Here is a 15,363-nt window from a genome sequence, read left to right on the forward strand (position 1 = left end):
AGGAACAGAAAAGGGAACCACAGAGGTTCCCTTTAGAATTTGAGACTTAGTTACTATGACAAAAATTACAGGCTTTCAGTGAAAGTACGAGTAATCACATCGCGTTGCTGTTCTGGTGTCAGTGAGTTGAAACGTACGGCATAGCCGGATACACGAATCGTCAACTGAGGATATTTTTCTGGATGTTTGACTGCATCTTCCAGTGTTTCGCGGCGCAGAACGTTTACGTTCAAATGCTGACCACCTTCAACACGCACCGTTGGTTGTACTTCCAACGGAATTTCACGATATTCGATCTGGCCTAACTCACTTGCCGGAACAATTTGATCTTCTGCGTAGCCAGCTTTCGCGCAAACGCAACGTAGCTCAGATTTTTCATCATCCAACAGCCAGAAAGAGTTCAGCAAGGCTTCATTGTTAGCTTTAGTAATTTGAATACCAGTAATCATTTGGTGCCTCCGTAATACGGCTATAAATTCCAAGGGGGAGAAACTATCTTGGTTATTTGGTAAAACCATTGTTGTCTTATTGTTCTATATACCAGTCAGACCGTCGTGATTCTTTGACTTAAATCAATCTTTCAACCAGCACGACAATCACAGCACAGGCAAATTTATGTTTTATATCAATTTTATCAATCTGGATTAGAGCAATTTTTTTTGTAAATTTTCAACATTTTTTACATTGAATGGTCAAAAAAACATCATTATGTCACAGACTCAGGTTTAGCGGTTTCACTCGTAGGTTTGAACCGGTAAGCTAGTGCACATCAATATCTTAGAGAAACCAAGGAGAGTGTTTATGTCCGCCTCCCTTACCTGGCACGATGTGATCGGCCAGGAAAAAGAACAACCTTATTTTAAAGATACGCTGGCCTATGTAGCAGCAGAGCGCAATGCTGGCAAAACCATTTATCCGGCACAACACGATGTCTTTAATGCTTTTCGCCTGACCGAATTGGATCAGGTCAAAGTGGTTATTTTGGGTCAAGACCCTTACCACGGCCCTAATCAAGCTCATGGGTTATCATTCTCTGTCTTGCCAGGTGTCCCAGCACCGCCCTCTTTGGTCAATATCTACAAAGAGCTGGCTACCGATATTCCCGGCTTCCAACGCCCCAATCATGGTTTCTTACAAAGCTGGGCCGAGCAAGGTGTATTGCTGCTCAATACCGTACTGACTGTCGAAGCAGGTAACGCGCACTCACATGCCAACCTTGGCTGGGAAACCTTTACCGATAAAGTCATTGCAGCACTGAATGAACATCGTGATGGTGTGATTTTTATGTTGTGGGGAGCACATGCTCAGAAAAAGGGCCGTATCATTGATACCCAGCGCCACTTTATTTTAAAAGCCCCACATCCATCACCGCTCTCCGCACATCGCGGTTTTCTTGGTTGTAAGCACTTTTCGCAAGCAAACCAACTCTTGCAACAGCATGGTCAGCAACCGATTGACTGGCAACCTAAATTGCCAACGGCTGAATAAAACGTCATTTACTGAAGAAAACAAACAAAAAAGGCACCCGCAAAGGTGCCTTTCCACATCAGGACACCTTAAGATTTCGCTTTAGATACCGCGACCATCGCCGGACGTAACAGACGGCCATTCAGCGTATAGCCTTTTTGCATCACCATCATGACGTGATTTGGTTCATGATCTGCAGATTCAAGCATCGTCATTGCCTGATGAACTTCAGGGTTAAACGGCACGTTAGTCTCACTGACAACTTGAATACCGTATTTACCGACAGCATCAAGCAATGATTTTAGGGTCAGTTCGACGCCTTCTATCATTGCTGTCAATTCAGCATTGGTTTTGTCGGCAGTATCCAGCGCGCGCTCCAGATTGTCGATCACCGGCAATAATTCGGATGAGAATTTTTCCAACGCAAATTTATGCGCTTTTTCAACATCCTGTTCAGTGCGACGACGGATATTCTCAACTTCAGCCTTCGCGCGTAGCAAGCTCTCGCGCTCACGCTGTACAGCTGCAGCCAACTGCGCTTCAAGCTCGGCAACACGCGGATCTACACCTTCACCCGTCTCTTGTGTCGCTTCCACTTGCTGCTCTGCTGTATTTTCCATTTCTTCCGAGACTTGCTCGTTTGGTGTTTTCTGTTCTTTACTACTCATGGATATCTCCGCGTTTTAGCATTAATCTCGCTACTTGGCTTATTATGGGGATCAAAACCGGGGATTCAAGGGAACCGGTCATAATGTGGGGTAAAAGACACCCCATTGAGGAAAATCACGGCAATGAATAATAAAAGATTCAATTGTATTGGTATTGTCGGTCACCCACGGCACCCGGCCGCACTTGCCACCCATGAAATGCTTTACCACTGGTTAAACGCCAGAGGTTATGACGTTATGGTGGAACAACAGATTGCTAAGGATCTCAATTTAACCAGCGCCGTTACCGGTAGTTTGGCTGATATCGGCCAAAAAGCGGATTTGGCCGTCGTGGTCGGCGGTGATGGAAATATGCTGGGCGCAGCTCGGGTATTGGCCCGCTATAATATCAAAGTGATTGGTGTCAACCGAGGCAATCTGGGCTTTTTGACCGATTTAGACCCCGATAATGCTCAGCAACAACTTTCCGATGTGCTGGAAGGCGAATATCTCAGCGAACAACGTTTCTTGCTGGAAGCGCAAGTCACACGAACAAATCAGCAAAGCCGCATCAGTACAGCAATCAATGAAGTGGTTTTGCACCCGGGTAAAGTAGCCCACATGATCGAATTCGAAGTGTATATTGATGATCGCTTCGCCTTCTCCCAGCGCTCTGATGGGTTAATTATCGCCACACCTACCGGTTCTACCGCTTATTCACTCTCGGCGGGTGGCCCTATATTAACACCAACACTGGATGCCATCGTTTTGGTTCCCATGTTCCCGCACACTCTGACTGCTCGCCCGCTAGTTATTAATAGTAGCAGTACCATCCGCCTTAAGTTTTCCCAAATCACCAGTGACCTGGAAATTAGTTGCGATAGCCAGATAGCACTGCCGATTCAGGAAGGAGAAGAGGTTTTAATTCGGCGCAGTGATTTCCACCTCAATCTCATTCACCCCAAGGACTACAGTTATTTCAACACGTTAAGTACAAAGCTGGGTTGGTCAAAAAAATTATTCTAAAAAGTACATCAAGGACTTTACTGTATATAAAACCAGTCTATACTGTATTCAAATACAGACATGTGTTTATGTACAGGAGATTTACCATGCTGGCCCAATTAACCATCAGTAACTTTGCTATTGTGCGTGAGCTAGAAATTGATTTTCAACCTGGAATGACAGCAATTACTGGTGAAACGGGGGCGGGTAAATCCATCGCCATAGATGCATTGGGGTTATGCCTTGGCAGCCGTTCAGACGGTAGTATGGTGCGTTTGGGGGCAACCCGCGCTGATATTTGCGCTCGTTTCTCATTAGCAGACACCCCATCAGCCCGACAATGGTTGGAAGACAATCATCTGGATGACAGCAACGAGTGTTTGCTGCGGCGTGCTATTGGCTCTGATGGCCGCTCAAGAGGGTTTATTAATGGAACAGCCGTGCCATTGTCCCAATTACGGGAACTGGGACAGCATTTAATTCAAATCCACGGCCAGCATGCCCATCAACTATTGCTAAGACCTGATCATCAAAAGCAATTGCTAGATGCTTACGCAAACCAATCTGTCCTGCTCATTGAAATGAAAGCAGCCTATCAAATCTGGCACCAAAGCTGCCGTGCTCTGGCACTGCATCAGCAACAATCACTGGAGCGTAATGCTCGCCACGAGCTATTGCAATATCAATTAAAAGAGTTGAATTCATTTGCCCCACAAGCTGGGGAATATGAACAGATTGATGTCGAATATAAACGTCTGGCAAACAGCGGTCAGTTGTTATCACTCAGCCAACAAACCCTACAGTTACTGTCTGATGATGAGCAGAATAATATTCTCAGCCAACTCTACTCAGCCAAGCAGCAACTTACAGAACTGGCAGGAATGGATGAACAATTTAATAATTTGCTGAATATGCTGGAAGAAGCCTCGATCCAAATCAGTGAAGCTAGTGATGAATTACGTCATTATGCCGAACAATTTGATATGGATCCGAATCGTCTGTATGAACTGGAACAGCGATTATCTCGTCAATTAAATCTGGCTCGTAAACACCACGTTGCCCCAGAAGAGTTACCACAATTTCATCAACAACTACTGGATGAGCAAGCGCAGCTCTCACAACAAGAAAATGATCACGAACAGCTCAGCTATGCAGTCAATACTCACTATCAGCATGCATTAGCTATCGCCAGGCGGTTACATGAAGAACGCCAACATTATGCTAACGAATTGGCCGCACTTATCACTGAAAGTATGCACGAACTGTCCATGCCACATGGCAGATTCACTATTGAAACGCTGTTTGAACCTGAGCACCTGAGCGCTGAAGGAGCTACCCGAATCGAATTCTGTGTTACCACAAACCCCGGGCAACCACTGCAACCGCTGGCTAAGGTTGCCTCAGGTGGTGAGCTTTCTCGCATCGCATTGGCTATTCAGGTCATTACAGCGCGTAAAATGGATACTCCTGCGCTTATCTTTGATGAGGTCGATGTAGGTATCAGTGGGCCAACAGCCGCCATAGTGGGTCGCCTGTTACGCCAGTTGGGTGAGTCCACTCAAGTTATGTGTGTCACTCACCTGCCGCAGGTTGCAGGCTGTGGTCATCAACATTTCTTTGTGAGTAAACAAACTGATGGAACTGAAACCGAAACTCATATGCATCGGCTAGATAAAAAAGCCCGCTTGCAAGAGTTGGCGCGCCTTCTGGGCGGTAGTGAAGTGACGAAAAACACCTTGGCAAATGCAAAAGAATTGCTCGCGGCATAGAAAAGATTAACTTTTTTCCTTTCCAGAGGTCATACAGGTGCCCTGTAAAGGTTTCCAACTGCTGCAAGGTCTATTATCATCGTCATCCTACGCCCTAAAGGAATGTGATTACTATGCGCTGTAAAATGCTGACTGCCGCCGCTGTGATGCTTGCAATGCTTACTGCGGGTTGTTCAACGCTGGAGAAGGTGGTCTACCGGCCTGATATTAATCAGGGTAACTATTTATCACCTAATGACGCGTCCAAAATTCATAAAGGTATGACCCAGCAACAAGTGGCATATACCTTAGGCACCCCAATGCTACAAGACCCGTTCGGTACTAAAACCTGGTTCTACGTATTCCGTCAGCAACCTGGCCACGAGAAAGTTACACAACAAACATTAACGTTGACCTTCGATAGCAGTGGTGTACTGACTGATATCAAAAATGAGCCAACGTTAGCAGGAAATTAATTTATCCTAAGATTGCTGAGCAGATTGAGGGAGCGAACGCTGGTTAAGGCCTTAGGCACAAAGTCTATTAATGCTTACGCAGCCACCTGACAGCACACGTTTTTCTTCAACGCAGTCCAAGGCTACCACAAAAAATAAGGCGCAGACTGTGCCTTATTTTTTTGCTTGCTCAGCGCGCTGCCGCCGCAGTTCTTTTGGATCTGCAATTAGTGGGCGATATATCTCAACTCGATCCCCATCATTTAGTTTATCGCCAAGTTTCACAGGGCGACTGTAGACACCCACTTTATTCTTTGTCAGATCAATATCAGAGCGCAACTCAAGCAGACCCGACGCTTTAATTGCCTCTTCAACTGTGCTTCCAGCCTCAAGAGAAACAGTTCGCAAATATTGACGCTCAGGTAAGGCATAAACCACCTCAACGCGAATATCAGACACTGTAAACCTCTTTTGCGCGTTGGGTGAACGCTTGCACCATATTCCCAGCTAATTCTTTGAATATTTTACCAAAAGCCAACTCAATCAACTTGTTAGTAAATTCAAAATCAAGGTGCAATTCAACCTTACAAGCATCCGCACTTAGTGGGGTAAAATGCCATCCCCCCATTAATTTACGAAATGGCCCATCAACCAGTTGCATATCAATACTCTGGTTATCAGTGAGTATATTGCGTGTCGTGAAGGTTTTGCTTATTCCGGCCTTAGCAACATCGACGGCAGCCGTCATTTCATTTTCAGTAGCATCAAGTACCCGACTTCCGGTACAGCCCGGTAAAAATTCTGGATAAGAGCGAACATCATTAACCAGTTGATACATCTGTTCTACGCTAAATGGTACCAACGCAGAGCGGCTAATTTGTGGCATAACATTTCCTGTGAGACATAAAACGCGCTGATAATACCATTTATCCACCGCCAGACAAAAAATCTGCTAGTCATTACTCGCAACAAATGAGACAAAATGCACAGGCATCCTGCGGGAAAGGATTTCATTCGCCTCCGCATACAGTATAATGATCAATACTATGACAAAGAAAAAAGCATACAAACCCGGTTCCGCAACCATTGCGCAAAACAAACGTGCCCGTCATGAATACTTCATTGAAGAAGAGTTCGAGGCAGGCCTTTCATTGCAAGGTTGGGAAGTAAAATCTCTGCGTGCTGGCAAAGCCAACATTAGTGATAGCTACGTAACCTTTAGAAACGGCGAGGCATTCTTATTTGGTGCCACCATTACACCGTTAAACGTGGCATCGACACATGTTGTCTGCGAGCCAATGCGTACCCGTAAACTGCTACTAAACAAACGCGAACTGGATTCGTTGATTGGTAAAGTTAATCGCGACGGATTTACTGTAGTTGCCCTTTCCGTATATTGGAAAAATGCTTGGGTTAAAGTTAAAATCGGTGTCGCCAAAGGTAAAAAAGACCACGATAAGCGCGACGATATTAAAGATCGTGAGTGGAAGTTAGACAAAGCGCGTATCATGAAGCACGCAAATCGTTAAGTGACTGGCTTAGCAGGACATAGTTCTGTTATACTAGTGAAGTTCTTTGGGGCTGATTCTGGATTCGACGGGATTCGCGAAACCCAAGGTGCATGCCGAGGTGCGGAGGCCTCGTAAAAAACCGCAAAAAAAATAATTGCAAACGACTCGCAATACGAATCTGCTGCTTTAGCAGCTTAATCAGCCTAAGAAACTGAAGATTCCCTCTCTCCCTAGCCTCCGCTCTTAGGACGGGGATCAAGAGAGGTCAAACCTAAAAGAGATCGCGTGGACACCTTGCCTGGGGTGAAAACGTTAAACCTAATCAGGATAGTTTGTTAGTGGCGTGTCCGTCCGCAGCTAACCGGCGAATGTAATGACTGGACTAAGCATGTAGTGCCGACGGCGTAGTAATTTCGGACGGGGGTTCAAATCCCCCCAGCTCCACCACTTTTGATAGGACAGTGACCGGACAGTATCATATAAACCAGTAACTTATGATAAATGACCGGACGAAGCACTGACCTAGTTTAGACCAAAAAGGATACGCAAAAGATACGCGGCTCCATTAAAAATCAAAAGGCCCCTTCAGGAATGTTGGGGCCTTTTTGCATTGAAGATTCTTGTATCTGACTCTTAAAAGGATGATTTATGAGTAAGTTTGATAAGGTCGATCTAGCTTATGATTTTTTGGTTAAAATGGAGAATCAGGCTCAATCATTTACTATAGATGAACTTGCTATTGCTACTGGCTGGAAAGTTAAAACATGTAAAACTTACCCCTCAAAAAAGTGGGAAAAATACATTGCTCGTGATGGCACTCAATTTACAACTACCGGTATTAAATTTCTAAGTAAAGAAGATTTCAGAAATATAAATAGCCAAAAAAACTTTGATGAAAAGCCACTTTCAGCTAGAAGTATAAATCTTAAAAAAGCTAGAGAATTTGCATTACTTGCGGTGGCCACATACAACAATCCATTTACTGAATTTAAGACATATGGTTTCGTAATCAATATTATTATTGCATATACAGCATTGTTTCATGCAATTTTTGAAAAGCGCGGAACTCCTTATTTCTATCTTGATGAAAATAAAAAACCCAAACTTGTTGATGGACAAGAGAAAGCCTGGGAATTAAAAAGCTGCTGTACTGAATACTGGAATGGAACTGAGCCAGCTGAAAAACATAACCTTATATTTTTAATTGGCTTAAGAAACATTATAGAACATAGAGGGTTACCAACTATTGATTTACTCACATTTGGTGAGTGCCAAGCTGCACTTAATAATTTTGAAACATTAATTATTAATGAGTTTGGGGATGATAATGCGTTAATGCTTAATTTAGCTTTAGCAATGCAGCTAACACGAGCTTCTCAGCAAGCACAGATTGAGGCGATAAAACAGATACAATGCCTTAACTTTGAAGTTGTTAAGCAGTACATTGATGACTATAAAAAGGAACTCACTGATAATATAATTGAAAGCCAACAATTTAGAGTAAGGGCCTTATTAGTTCCACTAGTTGGTAAAAAAGCAGCACAATCAGATTTAGCAATTGAATTCATTAATGTTAATAATCTGTCTCAAGAAGAACTAAAAAAATACGACTCTGGAATTGCTTTCATAAAAGGTGTTGAAAATCAATTCAAGTTGAAACCGAAGAAAGTAGTTGAATTAGTACAAAAAAAAATAAAAGAATTCAACCTTACAACTCATACTAAATTTTGGAAATTTTTCAATGCTCGACCACAAAACATAGATCCTTCTTTTAAAGGGGAATATGCTAGCTATGTTGAAGGATTTGATTTTTATTTATATTCTGATGCATGGATAAGACTAATAATAAACACATACAAAGACCAGAAAACAATAGATAAAATCATTAAATGAATCCAAGATGCATTGACTCAGCGCTCCTATTCAGTACTGAGTCAATGTATCTCTACTCTAAATGTAGATAAAAATATTTTTCCCCATGACTCACTTAAAACGTATTGGCGGTTAGATAATTTATACTGTATATTTACACAGTAATTTTATCTATGTGAGGTTCTACTCATGTCAGCTACTAAAGGCTTCGAACAGAATTTTTCTGTGATCTATAAGTTTGACTCTCTGACCATCAGCCACTCAACACGCAGCAAATCCATGATTTTCAATGCCAAGGTAAAAAGCCCGCCAATCTTATCCAATGCGGAAGTGATTCAGACAATGGAGATAACCGTCGAGCAGGCGCGGCATATCGTTAGTGAGCTACAAAAGCGGATTGATTATATTGATGCCGGGATCAGTGATGCAGGTGTGAACTATTTAAATTAGGATTCAGTCCAGTGGTTGGTTACAAATATATAATACGGATGAATAGACCGGGCCCATTAAGCCCGGTTTTGCATTTATGCTTCAGTTAGTGGCGGTTCTATTTCTTCAACTCCCGGCATCTGAACGCGCAGATCAACAAAGCGTCCGGTTGGGATGTCAATCGGCTGGCCATCTTCATAATCTTTGATGTTGTTCTGTGCAAATACTGGGGAAGCCGGATGTGTGCGATGATATGTCTTAATGATTAAGTCACCGCCCTCATCGATCTCATAATCAACCCATATTAACGGTTGCTTGTTCTTGTCGATCGGGATTTCTATGCCCCCATCTACCCCACCCCAACTGTCATCAGAGTTAAAGCCGAGTACACCAGTGATTTTATAGACCCCCTCACTAATGCGTTCTGAAATAGCCCCCTCAGACTCATGATTTGTTTCAGAGCTGCCGTCGCCGTATAACTTCACCACCGGCGAGGCTTTTTTCAGAAAACCATTGGAATCTACTGTTGTGTTGTTGGTGTGATAGAGCATCGCGATGGGGCTTAACGTTGTGTCGTGCTGAGACCTAACATACACCTGCGGCCAACCCGAACCTCTATTATATGTCTGTATCGAAATTGTCGCTTTCCTGTTTCCCGCAGATACCGAACCATCATTATTAGCTGTACCGCTCACCCCCATCGAAAGTGTTTCCCAATGAGCCGGTAATGATCCGCTGATATCCGTAGGCGGGCCGCCCCCCCAATTACTACTAGTAGTAAAGCCAATAGTGCCTACTGGGTGTAAGAACGCATTATCAGTAGTTGAAACGGCATTACCCGCTAACCCGCTATTACCCACTGATAGTACACGACCCCGAGTAACGTCTGCGTCGTTTGTTGTCCTGACCAGATTGCCCGACGTCCAAATATATTCGCCTTGTTTTAAATTAAGGGCGGTCACGCCGCCAGCACTATAATCTCTAAGATAAAATGCCCCGTTGTTTTCCAAGCGGCCCATACGCCAACCCGGAGTCCCATCTACTTGAGTCCAGTGAATCCAGTTATATGCCGTGGCATCTATCGGTGTTAGCGTAATAGCATTAGGAACTTTAGAGACTAATGCCCCTGTTAATGTCCCGCCAGTGAGTGGCAATTTACTATTTATATTGATGTTCATTTGATTAAATGACGGCATGATTACTTGTGTGCCGTCTGGTGCAATTATGGTTACATTGCCAGTCCCGGTAGTAATATTATTCCAGTCACTCAATAATTTTTCATATACGGCTAAATTTGCCGACGTTTGCCGAGCCAGTGCGGAATATGAGTTAGCAACTGTTGTGACTATTGCATATTCTGAATTAGTTATCGTCGTCGTCGCGTTCGTTGCAATCCTGATTTTAGTGTCACTGTCCACAGCTAAAATTTCATATTGCAGCACCTGACCTGCGCCGGGGATTGATAATGTTTGGCCCGGTGCAATACCAAACACATTATTGGCCCATAATGTTCCCGTACCTGTAATAACATTACTTCCAGCCACGGACGAAGCCCGACCTGTTCTATACCAAGCCATAGTTTATTCTCGCTATTATTTACGCTATAAAGGTTTAGTAATTAAATTTATTATTTACGTAGCTACGTTATTAGGGCCAACACGAACACCGCCGCTCCCTTTTTTACACACTAATACTGTTGCATTAAATGTGGGAGGGACATTAGAGCTTCCCCCGCCAAAGTTGTTATATCTAATACTCAGTACGTCACGACCACCTATAGAAGTCGCAGGTATATTAAAAGAAGCACCGCCAACGGTAGATGCAGGAGTTGAAGCGCCTCCGGTTACAAAGTTAAGAACAGCGACACCATTTATAAGAACACCCAAATCATTACCAGAGTAAATATTACCCCATGTCACATCTCCGTTAATGATTAATGTTCTATCAAAATCCGCAGAATCAAAGGAAAAAACGCTCCATAACACACCACTTGGTACTCGTTCCGTTACCGTTCCTGTTACTAATCCTGTCGAGGTTATATATCCTTTTAAATGGGTTCCCTGAACAACATCGCCAATGATTTTTCGGGCATAAACAGTGCCACCAAAATAACCATCATTACTCTCAATCGTACCGCTGAATTTACCTGCCGTTGCATATACAGTTCCCCGAATAGTGACATTATTAAATTCAGCATTGCCGTTTTTAAAATCTAACTTTAGACCAGACAGTCCTTGAGCGTAATTATCTGATTCAAGGGTATCTGTTATTTTTCCTCGCCCAATTGATGCCTTTGCAATAAATGCATCATTCATAAACACTTGACCATTTACCACTGCAAAAGGCGAAAATACATTACCAGTTGAACCGGAGAGTAATATAAATTGGTCAGCATTAAACCCGATTGAGGATTTAGCCACCCCATTAATAAACTCCGCACCGATTACCATACCCGCACTGACAAACTGACCTTTATAGTTTAATCCAGCACGTAAACTGTAGGTTGCACTTGCGCCATCGGCATCAACAACCGCCGTCATTTTCTGATCAATAGCCGCGGTCTGTTCTTCAAATGTGGCAGTGACTAATAGCTGGTATTCAGCAAATGCGCGTACGTCATTGGCCTGCGTTGTCCAGAGTTCAAGAATCTGTGCTCTATTTTTGCCATACAGTTCAAATTGTTGCCTGATACTGGCGTTATTCGCGTTAGCAGTTTCAAGAATGGCCTCAGCATTCATAAAGTCATCGTTAAGCAGCTGCTGGCCAGCCACTGAGTTCTTTATAAAATCATCGCCAATCGCTTCGAGAATAGCGCTCGTGTCGGTGCTCGACATGCCACGAACCCAATCAATCCACGGCGACTGATTGCCGGATTTATCCACGATTCGGGCGCGGAACCAGAACACTTGCCCCGCCCTTAATCCCTGCATGGTGTAGTTTCGTTGCGGATGCGGCACATCGCTCAACAGCATGGCGTCGGTGCCATCGGCAGACAGGCTATATTCAATCTCGGTTTTTAACGCATCTTCTGCGCCCGCTGGGTAGCCCCAATTCAGTGTTATGCCGAATATGATACTGGTTGCTGCAAAACCCACAGGCATGGGAGGATTACCCTCTTTGCCTTTTAGTGTGGTTTCCTGCGCGTTGGCCCAGATACTGGATATCTCAGAGGAATTAATTGCCCGAACGCGGGCCTGATATTGCCCAGCGTATATCCCTTCAACCTGAAATCCTTGAGCAGAAGTACGTGGCGCTGATATCCAGTTACCATTATCGCGTCGCCACTCTGCCTCGTATGCGATCGCGCTGGCTGCTGGTTCCCATGTAACACGCAAGGTGGTTATGGCCAGCCCTTGAGAAAGAGCAGAGAAACTATCAATTAACACGTTTTTTGGTGGCGGCTGAACACCAGGCGGAATTACGCTGATAGGCCGATCTTCAATTCTGGCCCCGGTATCGATACGGGCAAATTTATTGGGGTCATACTCGATAGCAGTGATGTCATAAGAAACCCCATCGCTCCCCTCTGTAATGCCCGTAACACGAAAAAGCTGTAAAGCTAGATCACTAGCATCAATGGCCCAAACCGATTGAGGAACAGGTGTTACGCTAAATGCCGTTGTGACAGTAATAACTTTCCCCGCAACAGTTTGAATCGTTCTCCCCTCGCTCTTTCCGGTAGGAAGATTCACGATGAGTCGCTCACCCACGGCGGCAGAAGAAACTCTATCGAGTGTAATATTGCGACCGTTAACCTTGCTTATTCGCCCCCCAAGAGGACGACCGGCAACCATTTCATCGGCAATTCCCACAATATAGCCGGGTAGCGGGATTCTCCCATCCAGACCAACAGTGAACGATACAGAACGATCAGCATCATTGGTGTGCAGAACCCACTTTCCGCGCCGAATCGTCTCAGTTTGTCGAGTGCAACCGATAGCAGTAACATCCGCCTGTTTCACACCAAACCGGCGAACTAGCGCAATTTCAGATACTGGCTCAATCGCATCTTGATAACCATTCGCCGGATCAGACCACGACACGAACGCATGGCTATAATGTGTTTTTTCACTGGCGCTGCTGTAGGTAAATTTTCCATCCTTCACATTAGCGCGGGTGATTGCGTAATCCATATCACGGGGCATATCGGCCAGAACGTTCATCTGATTGTTAGCCCAGAATGTCATGCCGCGGAATATTGCGCCCACATCATTAATGAGCGTCCAGGCCTCTGCTTGAGCCTGAATATAAATATTACAAAGGAACCGAGGCTCAGTGCCATTACCGCCGCGACCGTCTGGAACGAGCTGATCGCAATATTGCGCAATCTGATATAAATCTAATTTTGTGTAGTAGAGATTGGCAGCTTTAATCCGCTGGCCTAGGCCAAATCGCTCGCTAATCAAGATATCGTAGTAAATCCATGCCGGGTTATCAGTCCAGCCCCACTTAAACGAACCATCCCAGATACCCGAATAACTACGAGTAGCGGGATCATAGTTGGAGGGAATGCGGACAATCCGCATCTTAGGCTCAGATGAAACCACAGGGATATTTTGGAACTGGCTCGCGTCAAACTGAATGAACAATAAAGCGGTTTCTGGATAACGCAGCTTTGCGTCAATAACCTCGGTAATGGCTTCAATCACCATCGTATCAGCAATCATATTACTGGTTGAATTGGGTGTAATTCGACGAATGCGGATCTGCCAGCCCGTAGTGGCATCAGGTAAATCGATGCGGTGGCTACGCTCATATTTTGTTGTTGTTTTACCATCAACCGCCGAGGTTAAAACCTGCTGATAAGCGCCGCCATCCGTTGCCACATCGACAGCATATTCAATGCGATAACCAACCACATCCCCGTTATCTTGCTGGCGCTGTAGCGCAGACCATGAAAATCTAAACCGAACTGCTGATAACTGAGTATTAGTCACTGACCGGACAAATGGCGTTTGACTGGTCAGCGCAAGACCGATCGCTGTTTCATTTTCAATGTCTGGAATGCCTGGAATATGAGTTTGATCGGGGGTACCAGAACGGAACTCATATTGAACGCCGGGAAAGTTAATTGAGCCATCTGCATTTTTGATGGGAGTGCCATCAAGGAAAATATTCGTGCCATCCAGCCCACCCTCCCACTCACCCTCGCCGAGCGCAAAAAGTAATTTTGCGTAGGATGTTGATTGCAGTGAATCGGGAGACTCTACCGGAGTCCGGGTATTAGACGAGCCGCCTTTAGACATTATCGTTTCTCCATGCATAAAAAAACCCGCCGAAGCGGGTTATGTGAATAAGCTAATTATCATTGTTGGTCTTCGGCGTGGATGCCTGCGGATATTAACGCCCCGCCAATTCGACGCTTACCGTACCCCAGTGGCACTGGATTACCCTGAGCAATGGAGTTAACCGGCCCACCAAATGCGTAGGATGGTTTATTATCAGGCGATTCTCGCATTGCCAGCCCACCCTGCTGGGGTGATAACATTTGAACCATTCCACCAAGAGCCAAGGATGCCCCCATCATTGCGGTCATGCCAACCATTCCCTTAGCTGCAAACGCAGCTCCAATCCCCCCTGGCCCAGCAAATACAGCAGCAGCTATCAAAACAGCACCTAATATAGTTTGGAATAGTCCCGCTTTTTTACTGCCGATAATTATTGGTGCTATCTTTATTTCTTCATCACCAATATTAAACTCCAGTTCATCTTTAGATATATTACGTTTGCCTTTAAAAACAGCGAATGTAAGCCCTTTGTCTTTAGCGTCATTAAGAAATCGCTCAAACCCCGGTAATAATACACAACAGGCTTTAATAGCCTCTTGCGTTGAACTGGCAGCAAAGCGAAAAATTCCGTCTTTATCCTCTGTAAATTGTTTTAACTGACCATATAAGCGAATTGTTTTTACTTCTGACATATTACCCCCAATAAAAAACCCGCCGAAGCGGGTTTTTATATATCCATAAGATTATAAACAACTTTTTATGTCACTAATGACTTCATTAGTTCTGGACTGTGAGCGCCATGCTGTAGGTTTATTAAATATGGCTGAATATAAAGTAACTTTAGTAATTGAGTCACTATTTATGACATCAACAAACTCGTAATTATCTACTATAGATATAGTCAGCCCATTTGTTAAAGGCTTCACAGACGTAACAACTGGGGCGCCTGCATAAGTTTTCTCTTCAAAATTTCTAATAAAGCATGGAGCTAATATATCAGC

General features: G+C 44.3%; 14 protein-coding genes and 1 other RNA gene. 8 read left to right on the plus strand and 7 right to left on the minus strand.

The window, feature by feature from the left end:
- Positions 1-65: 65 nt before the first annotated feature.
- Entirely contained in the window at positions 66-449 is a 384-nt protein-coding gene (gene grcA / locus FTB31_RS05755; RefSeq protein ID WP_050076445.1) for an autonomous glycyl radical cofactor GrcA, read from the minus strand.
- Between the two features lie 352 nt (positions 450-801).
- Between grcA and ung the strand changes: the two genes are divergently transcribed.
- Positions 802-1,488, plus strand: a complete 687-nt coding sequence (gene ung / locus FTB31_RS05760) for a uracil-DNA glycosylase (protein WP_050076446.1) — start codon at positions 802-804, stop codon at positions 1,486-1,488.
- Positions 1,489-1,556: 68 nt separating this feature from the next.
- On the opposite strand, the gene grpE is transcribed toward ung, so the two are convergent.
- A complete protein-coding gene (gene grpE / locus FTB31_RS05765; RefSeq protein ID WP_050076447.1) occupies positions 1,557-2,135 on the minus strand; it encodes a nucleotide exchange factor GrpE in 579 nt (192 codons plus the stop codon).
- Between the two features lie 123 nt (positions 2,136-2,258).
- On the opposite strand from grpE, the gene nadK reads away from it, so the two are divergent.
- From nadK to bamE, 3 genes are all read left to right on the plus strand, one after another.
- The gene (nadK, locus tag FTB31_RS05770) at positions 2,259-3,140 is read left to right on the plus strand and encodes an NAD(+) kinase (protein WP_050076448.1); all 882 of its coding nucleotides are present in this window, start codon (positions 2,259-2,261) and stop codon (positions 3,138-3,140) included.
- Positions 3,141-3,226: 86 nt separating this feature from the next.
- Positions 3,227-4,888, plus strand: a complete 1,662-nt coding sequence (gene recN / locus FTB31_RS05775; RefSeq protein ID WP_227731192.1) for a DNA repair protein RecN — start codon at positions 3,227-3,229, stop codon at positions 4,886-4,888.
- 113 nt (positions 4,889-5,001) lie between these two features.
- Positions 5,002-5,343 (plus strand): outer membrane protein assembly factor BamE, encoded by a 342-nt coding sequence (gene bamE / locus FTB31_RS05780; protein WP_019212230.1) that lies wholly within the window; start codon positions 5,002-5,004, stop codon positions 5,341-5,343.
- A gap of 153 nt (positions 5,344-5,496) precedes the next feature.
- On the opposite strand, the gene FTB31_RS05785 is transcribed toward bamE, so the two are convergent.
- Together FTB31_RS05785 and FTB31_RS05790 are read right to left on the minus strand one after the other, a co-directional pair.
- The gene (locus FTB31_RS05785; RefSeq protein ID WP_005172790.1) at positions 5,497-5,781 is read right to left on the minus strand and encodes an RnfH family protein; all 285 of its coding nucleotides are present in this window, start codon (positions 5,779-5,781) and stop codon (positions 5,497-5,499) included.
- Positions 5,774-6,208, minus strand: a complete 435-nt coding sequence (locus FTB31_RS05790) for a type II toxin-antitoxin system RatA family toxin (protein ID WP_217697177.1) — start codon at positions 6,206-6,208, stop codon at positions 5,774-5,776. The genes FTB31_RS05785 and FTB31_RS05790 overlap by 8 nt, the downstream gene beginning before the upstream one ends.
- A gap of 160 nt (positions 6,209-6,368) precedes the next feature.
- Between FTB31_RS05790 and smpB the strand changes: the two genes are divergently transcribed.
- From smpB to FTB31_RS05810, 4 genes are all read left to right on the plus strand, one after another.
- Positions 6,369-6,851 (plus strand): SsrA-binding protein SmpB, encoded by a 483-nt coding sequence (gene smpB / locus FTB31_RS05795; RefSeq protein WP_005166313.1) that lies wholly within the window; start codon positions 6,369-6,371, stop codon positions 6,849-6,851.
- Positions 6,852-6,899: 48 nt separating this feature from the next.
- Positions 6,900-7,280, plus strand: a transfer-messenger RNA (tmRNA) gene (ssrA, locus tag FTB31_RS05800).
- Between the two features lie 201 nt (positions 7,281-7,481).
- A complete protein-coding gene (locus tag FTB31_RS05805) occupies positions 7,482-8,726 on the plus strand; it encodes a DUF3644 domain-containing protein (RefSeq protein WP_227731193.1) in 1,245 nt (414 codons plus the stop codon).
- Between the two features lie 168 nt (positions 8,727-8,894).
- On the plus strand, positions 8,895-9,155 hold the full coding sequence (locus FTB31_RS05810) for a hypothetical protein (RefSeq protein WP_057620779.1): 261 nt from the start codon (positions 8,895-8,897) through the stop codon (positions 9,153-9,155).
- Positions 9,156-9,229: 74 nt separating this feature from the next.
- Here FTB31_RS05810 and FTB31_RS05815 read toward each other — a convergent pair whose 3' ends face one another.
- The 3 genes from FTB31_RS05815 to FTB31_RS05825 all read right to left on the minus strand — a co-directional run bounded on the left by FTB31_RS05815 (position 9,230) and on the right by FTB31_RS05825 (position 15,054).
- Positions 9,230-10,678 (minus strand): phage tail fiber protein, encoded by a 1,449-nt coding sequence (locus FTB31_RS05815; RefSeq protein WP_227731194.1) that lies wholly within the window; start codon positions 10,676-10,678, stop codon positions 9,230-9,232.
- 87 nt (positions 10,679-10,765) lie between these two features.
- On the minus strand, positions 10,766-14,380 hold the full coding sequence (gene gpJ, locus FTB31_RS05820; protein WP_227731195.1) for a TipJ family phage tail tip protein: 3,615 nt from the start codon (positions 14,378-14,380) through the stop codon (positions 10,766-10,768).
- 59 nt (positions 14,381-14,439) lie between these two features.
- Positions 14,440-15,054: a tail assembly protein gene (locus FTB31_RS05825; RefSeq protein ID WP_227722384.1), complete on the minus strand. Its 615-nt coding sequence runs from the start codon at positions 15,052-15,054 to the stop codon at positions 14,440-14,442.
- Between the last annotated feature and the right edge of the window lie 309 nt (positions 15,055-15,363).

The sequence above is a fragment of the Yersinia proxima genome (assembly GCF_902170785.1).
Lineage (GTDB): Bacteria > Pseudomonadota > Gammaproteobacteria > Enterobacterales > Enterobacteriaceae > Yersinia > Yersinia proxima.

Bases quoted from the DNA above. Each gene is read 5' to 3' on its own strand.
- grcA (WP_050076445.1), bottom strand. From the start codon at position 449: ATGATTACTGGTATTCAAATTACTAAAGCTAACAATGAAGCCTTGCTG.
- ung (WP_050076446.1), top strand. From the start codon at position 802: ATGTCCGCCTCCCTTACCTGGCACGATGTGATCGGCCAGGAAAAAGAA.
- grpE (WP_050076447.1), bottom strand. From the start codon at position 2,135: ATGAGTAGTAAAGAACAGAAAACACCAAACGAGCAAGTCTCGGAAGAA.
- nadK (WP_050076448.1), top strand. From the start codon at position 2,259: ATGAATAATAAAAGATTCAATTGTATTGGTATTGTCGGTCACCCACGG.
- recN (WP_227731192.1), top strand. From the start codon at position 3,227: ATGCTGGCCCAATTAACCATCAGTAACTTTGCTATTGTGCGTGAGCTA.
- bamE (WP_019212230.1), top strand. From the start codon at position 5,002: ATGCGCTGTAAAATGCTGACTGCCGCCGCTGTGATGCTTGCAATGCTT.
- FTB31_RS05790 (WP_217697177.1), bottom strand. From the start codon at position 6,208: ATGCCACAAATTAGCCGCTCTGCGTTGGTACCATTTAGCGTAGAACAG.
- smpB (WP_005166313.1), top strand. From the start codon at position 6,369: ATGACAAAGAAAAAAGCATACAAACCCGGTTCCGCAACCATTGCGCAA.
- FTB31_RS05805 (WP_227731193.1), top strand. From the start codon at position 7,482: ATGAGTAAGTTTGATAAGGTCGATCTAGCTTATGATTTTTTGGTTAAA.
- FTB31_RS05810 (WP_057620779.1), top strand. From the start codon at position 8,895: ATGTCAGCTACTAAAGGCTTCGAACAGAATTTTTCTGTGATCTATAAG.
- gpJ (WP_227731195.1), bottom strand. From the start codon at position 14,380: ATGTCTAAAGGCGGCTCGTCTAATACCCGGACTCCGGTAGAGTCTCCC.
- FTB31_RS05825 (WP_227722384.1), bottom strand. From the start codon at position 15,054: ATGTCAGAAGTAAAAACAATTCGCTTATATGGTCAGTTAAAACAATTT.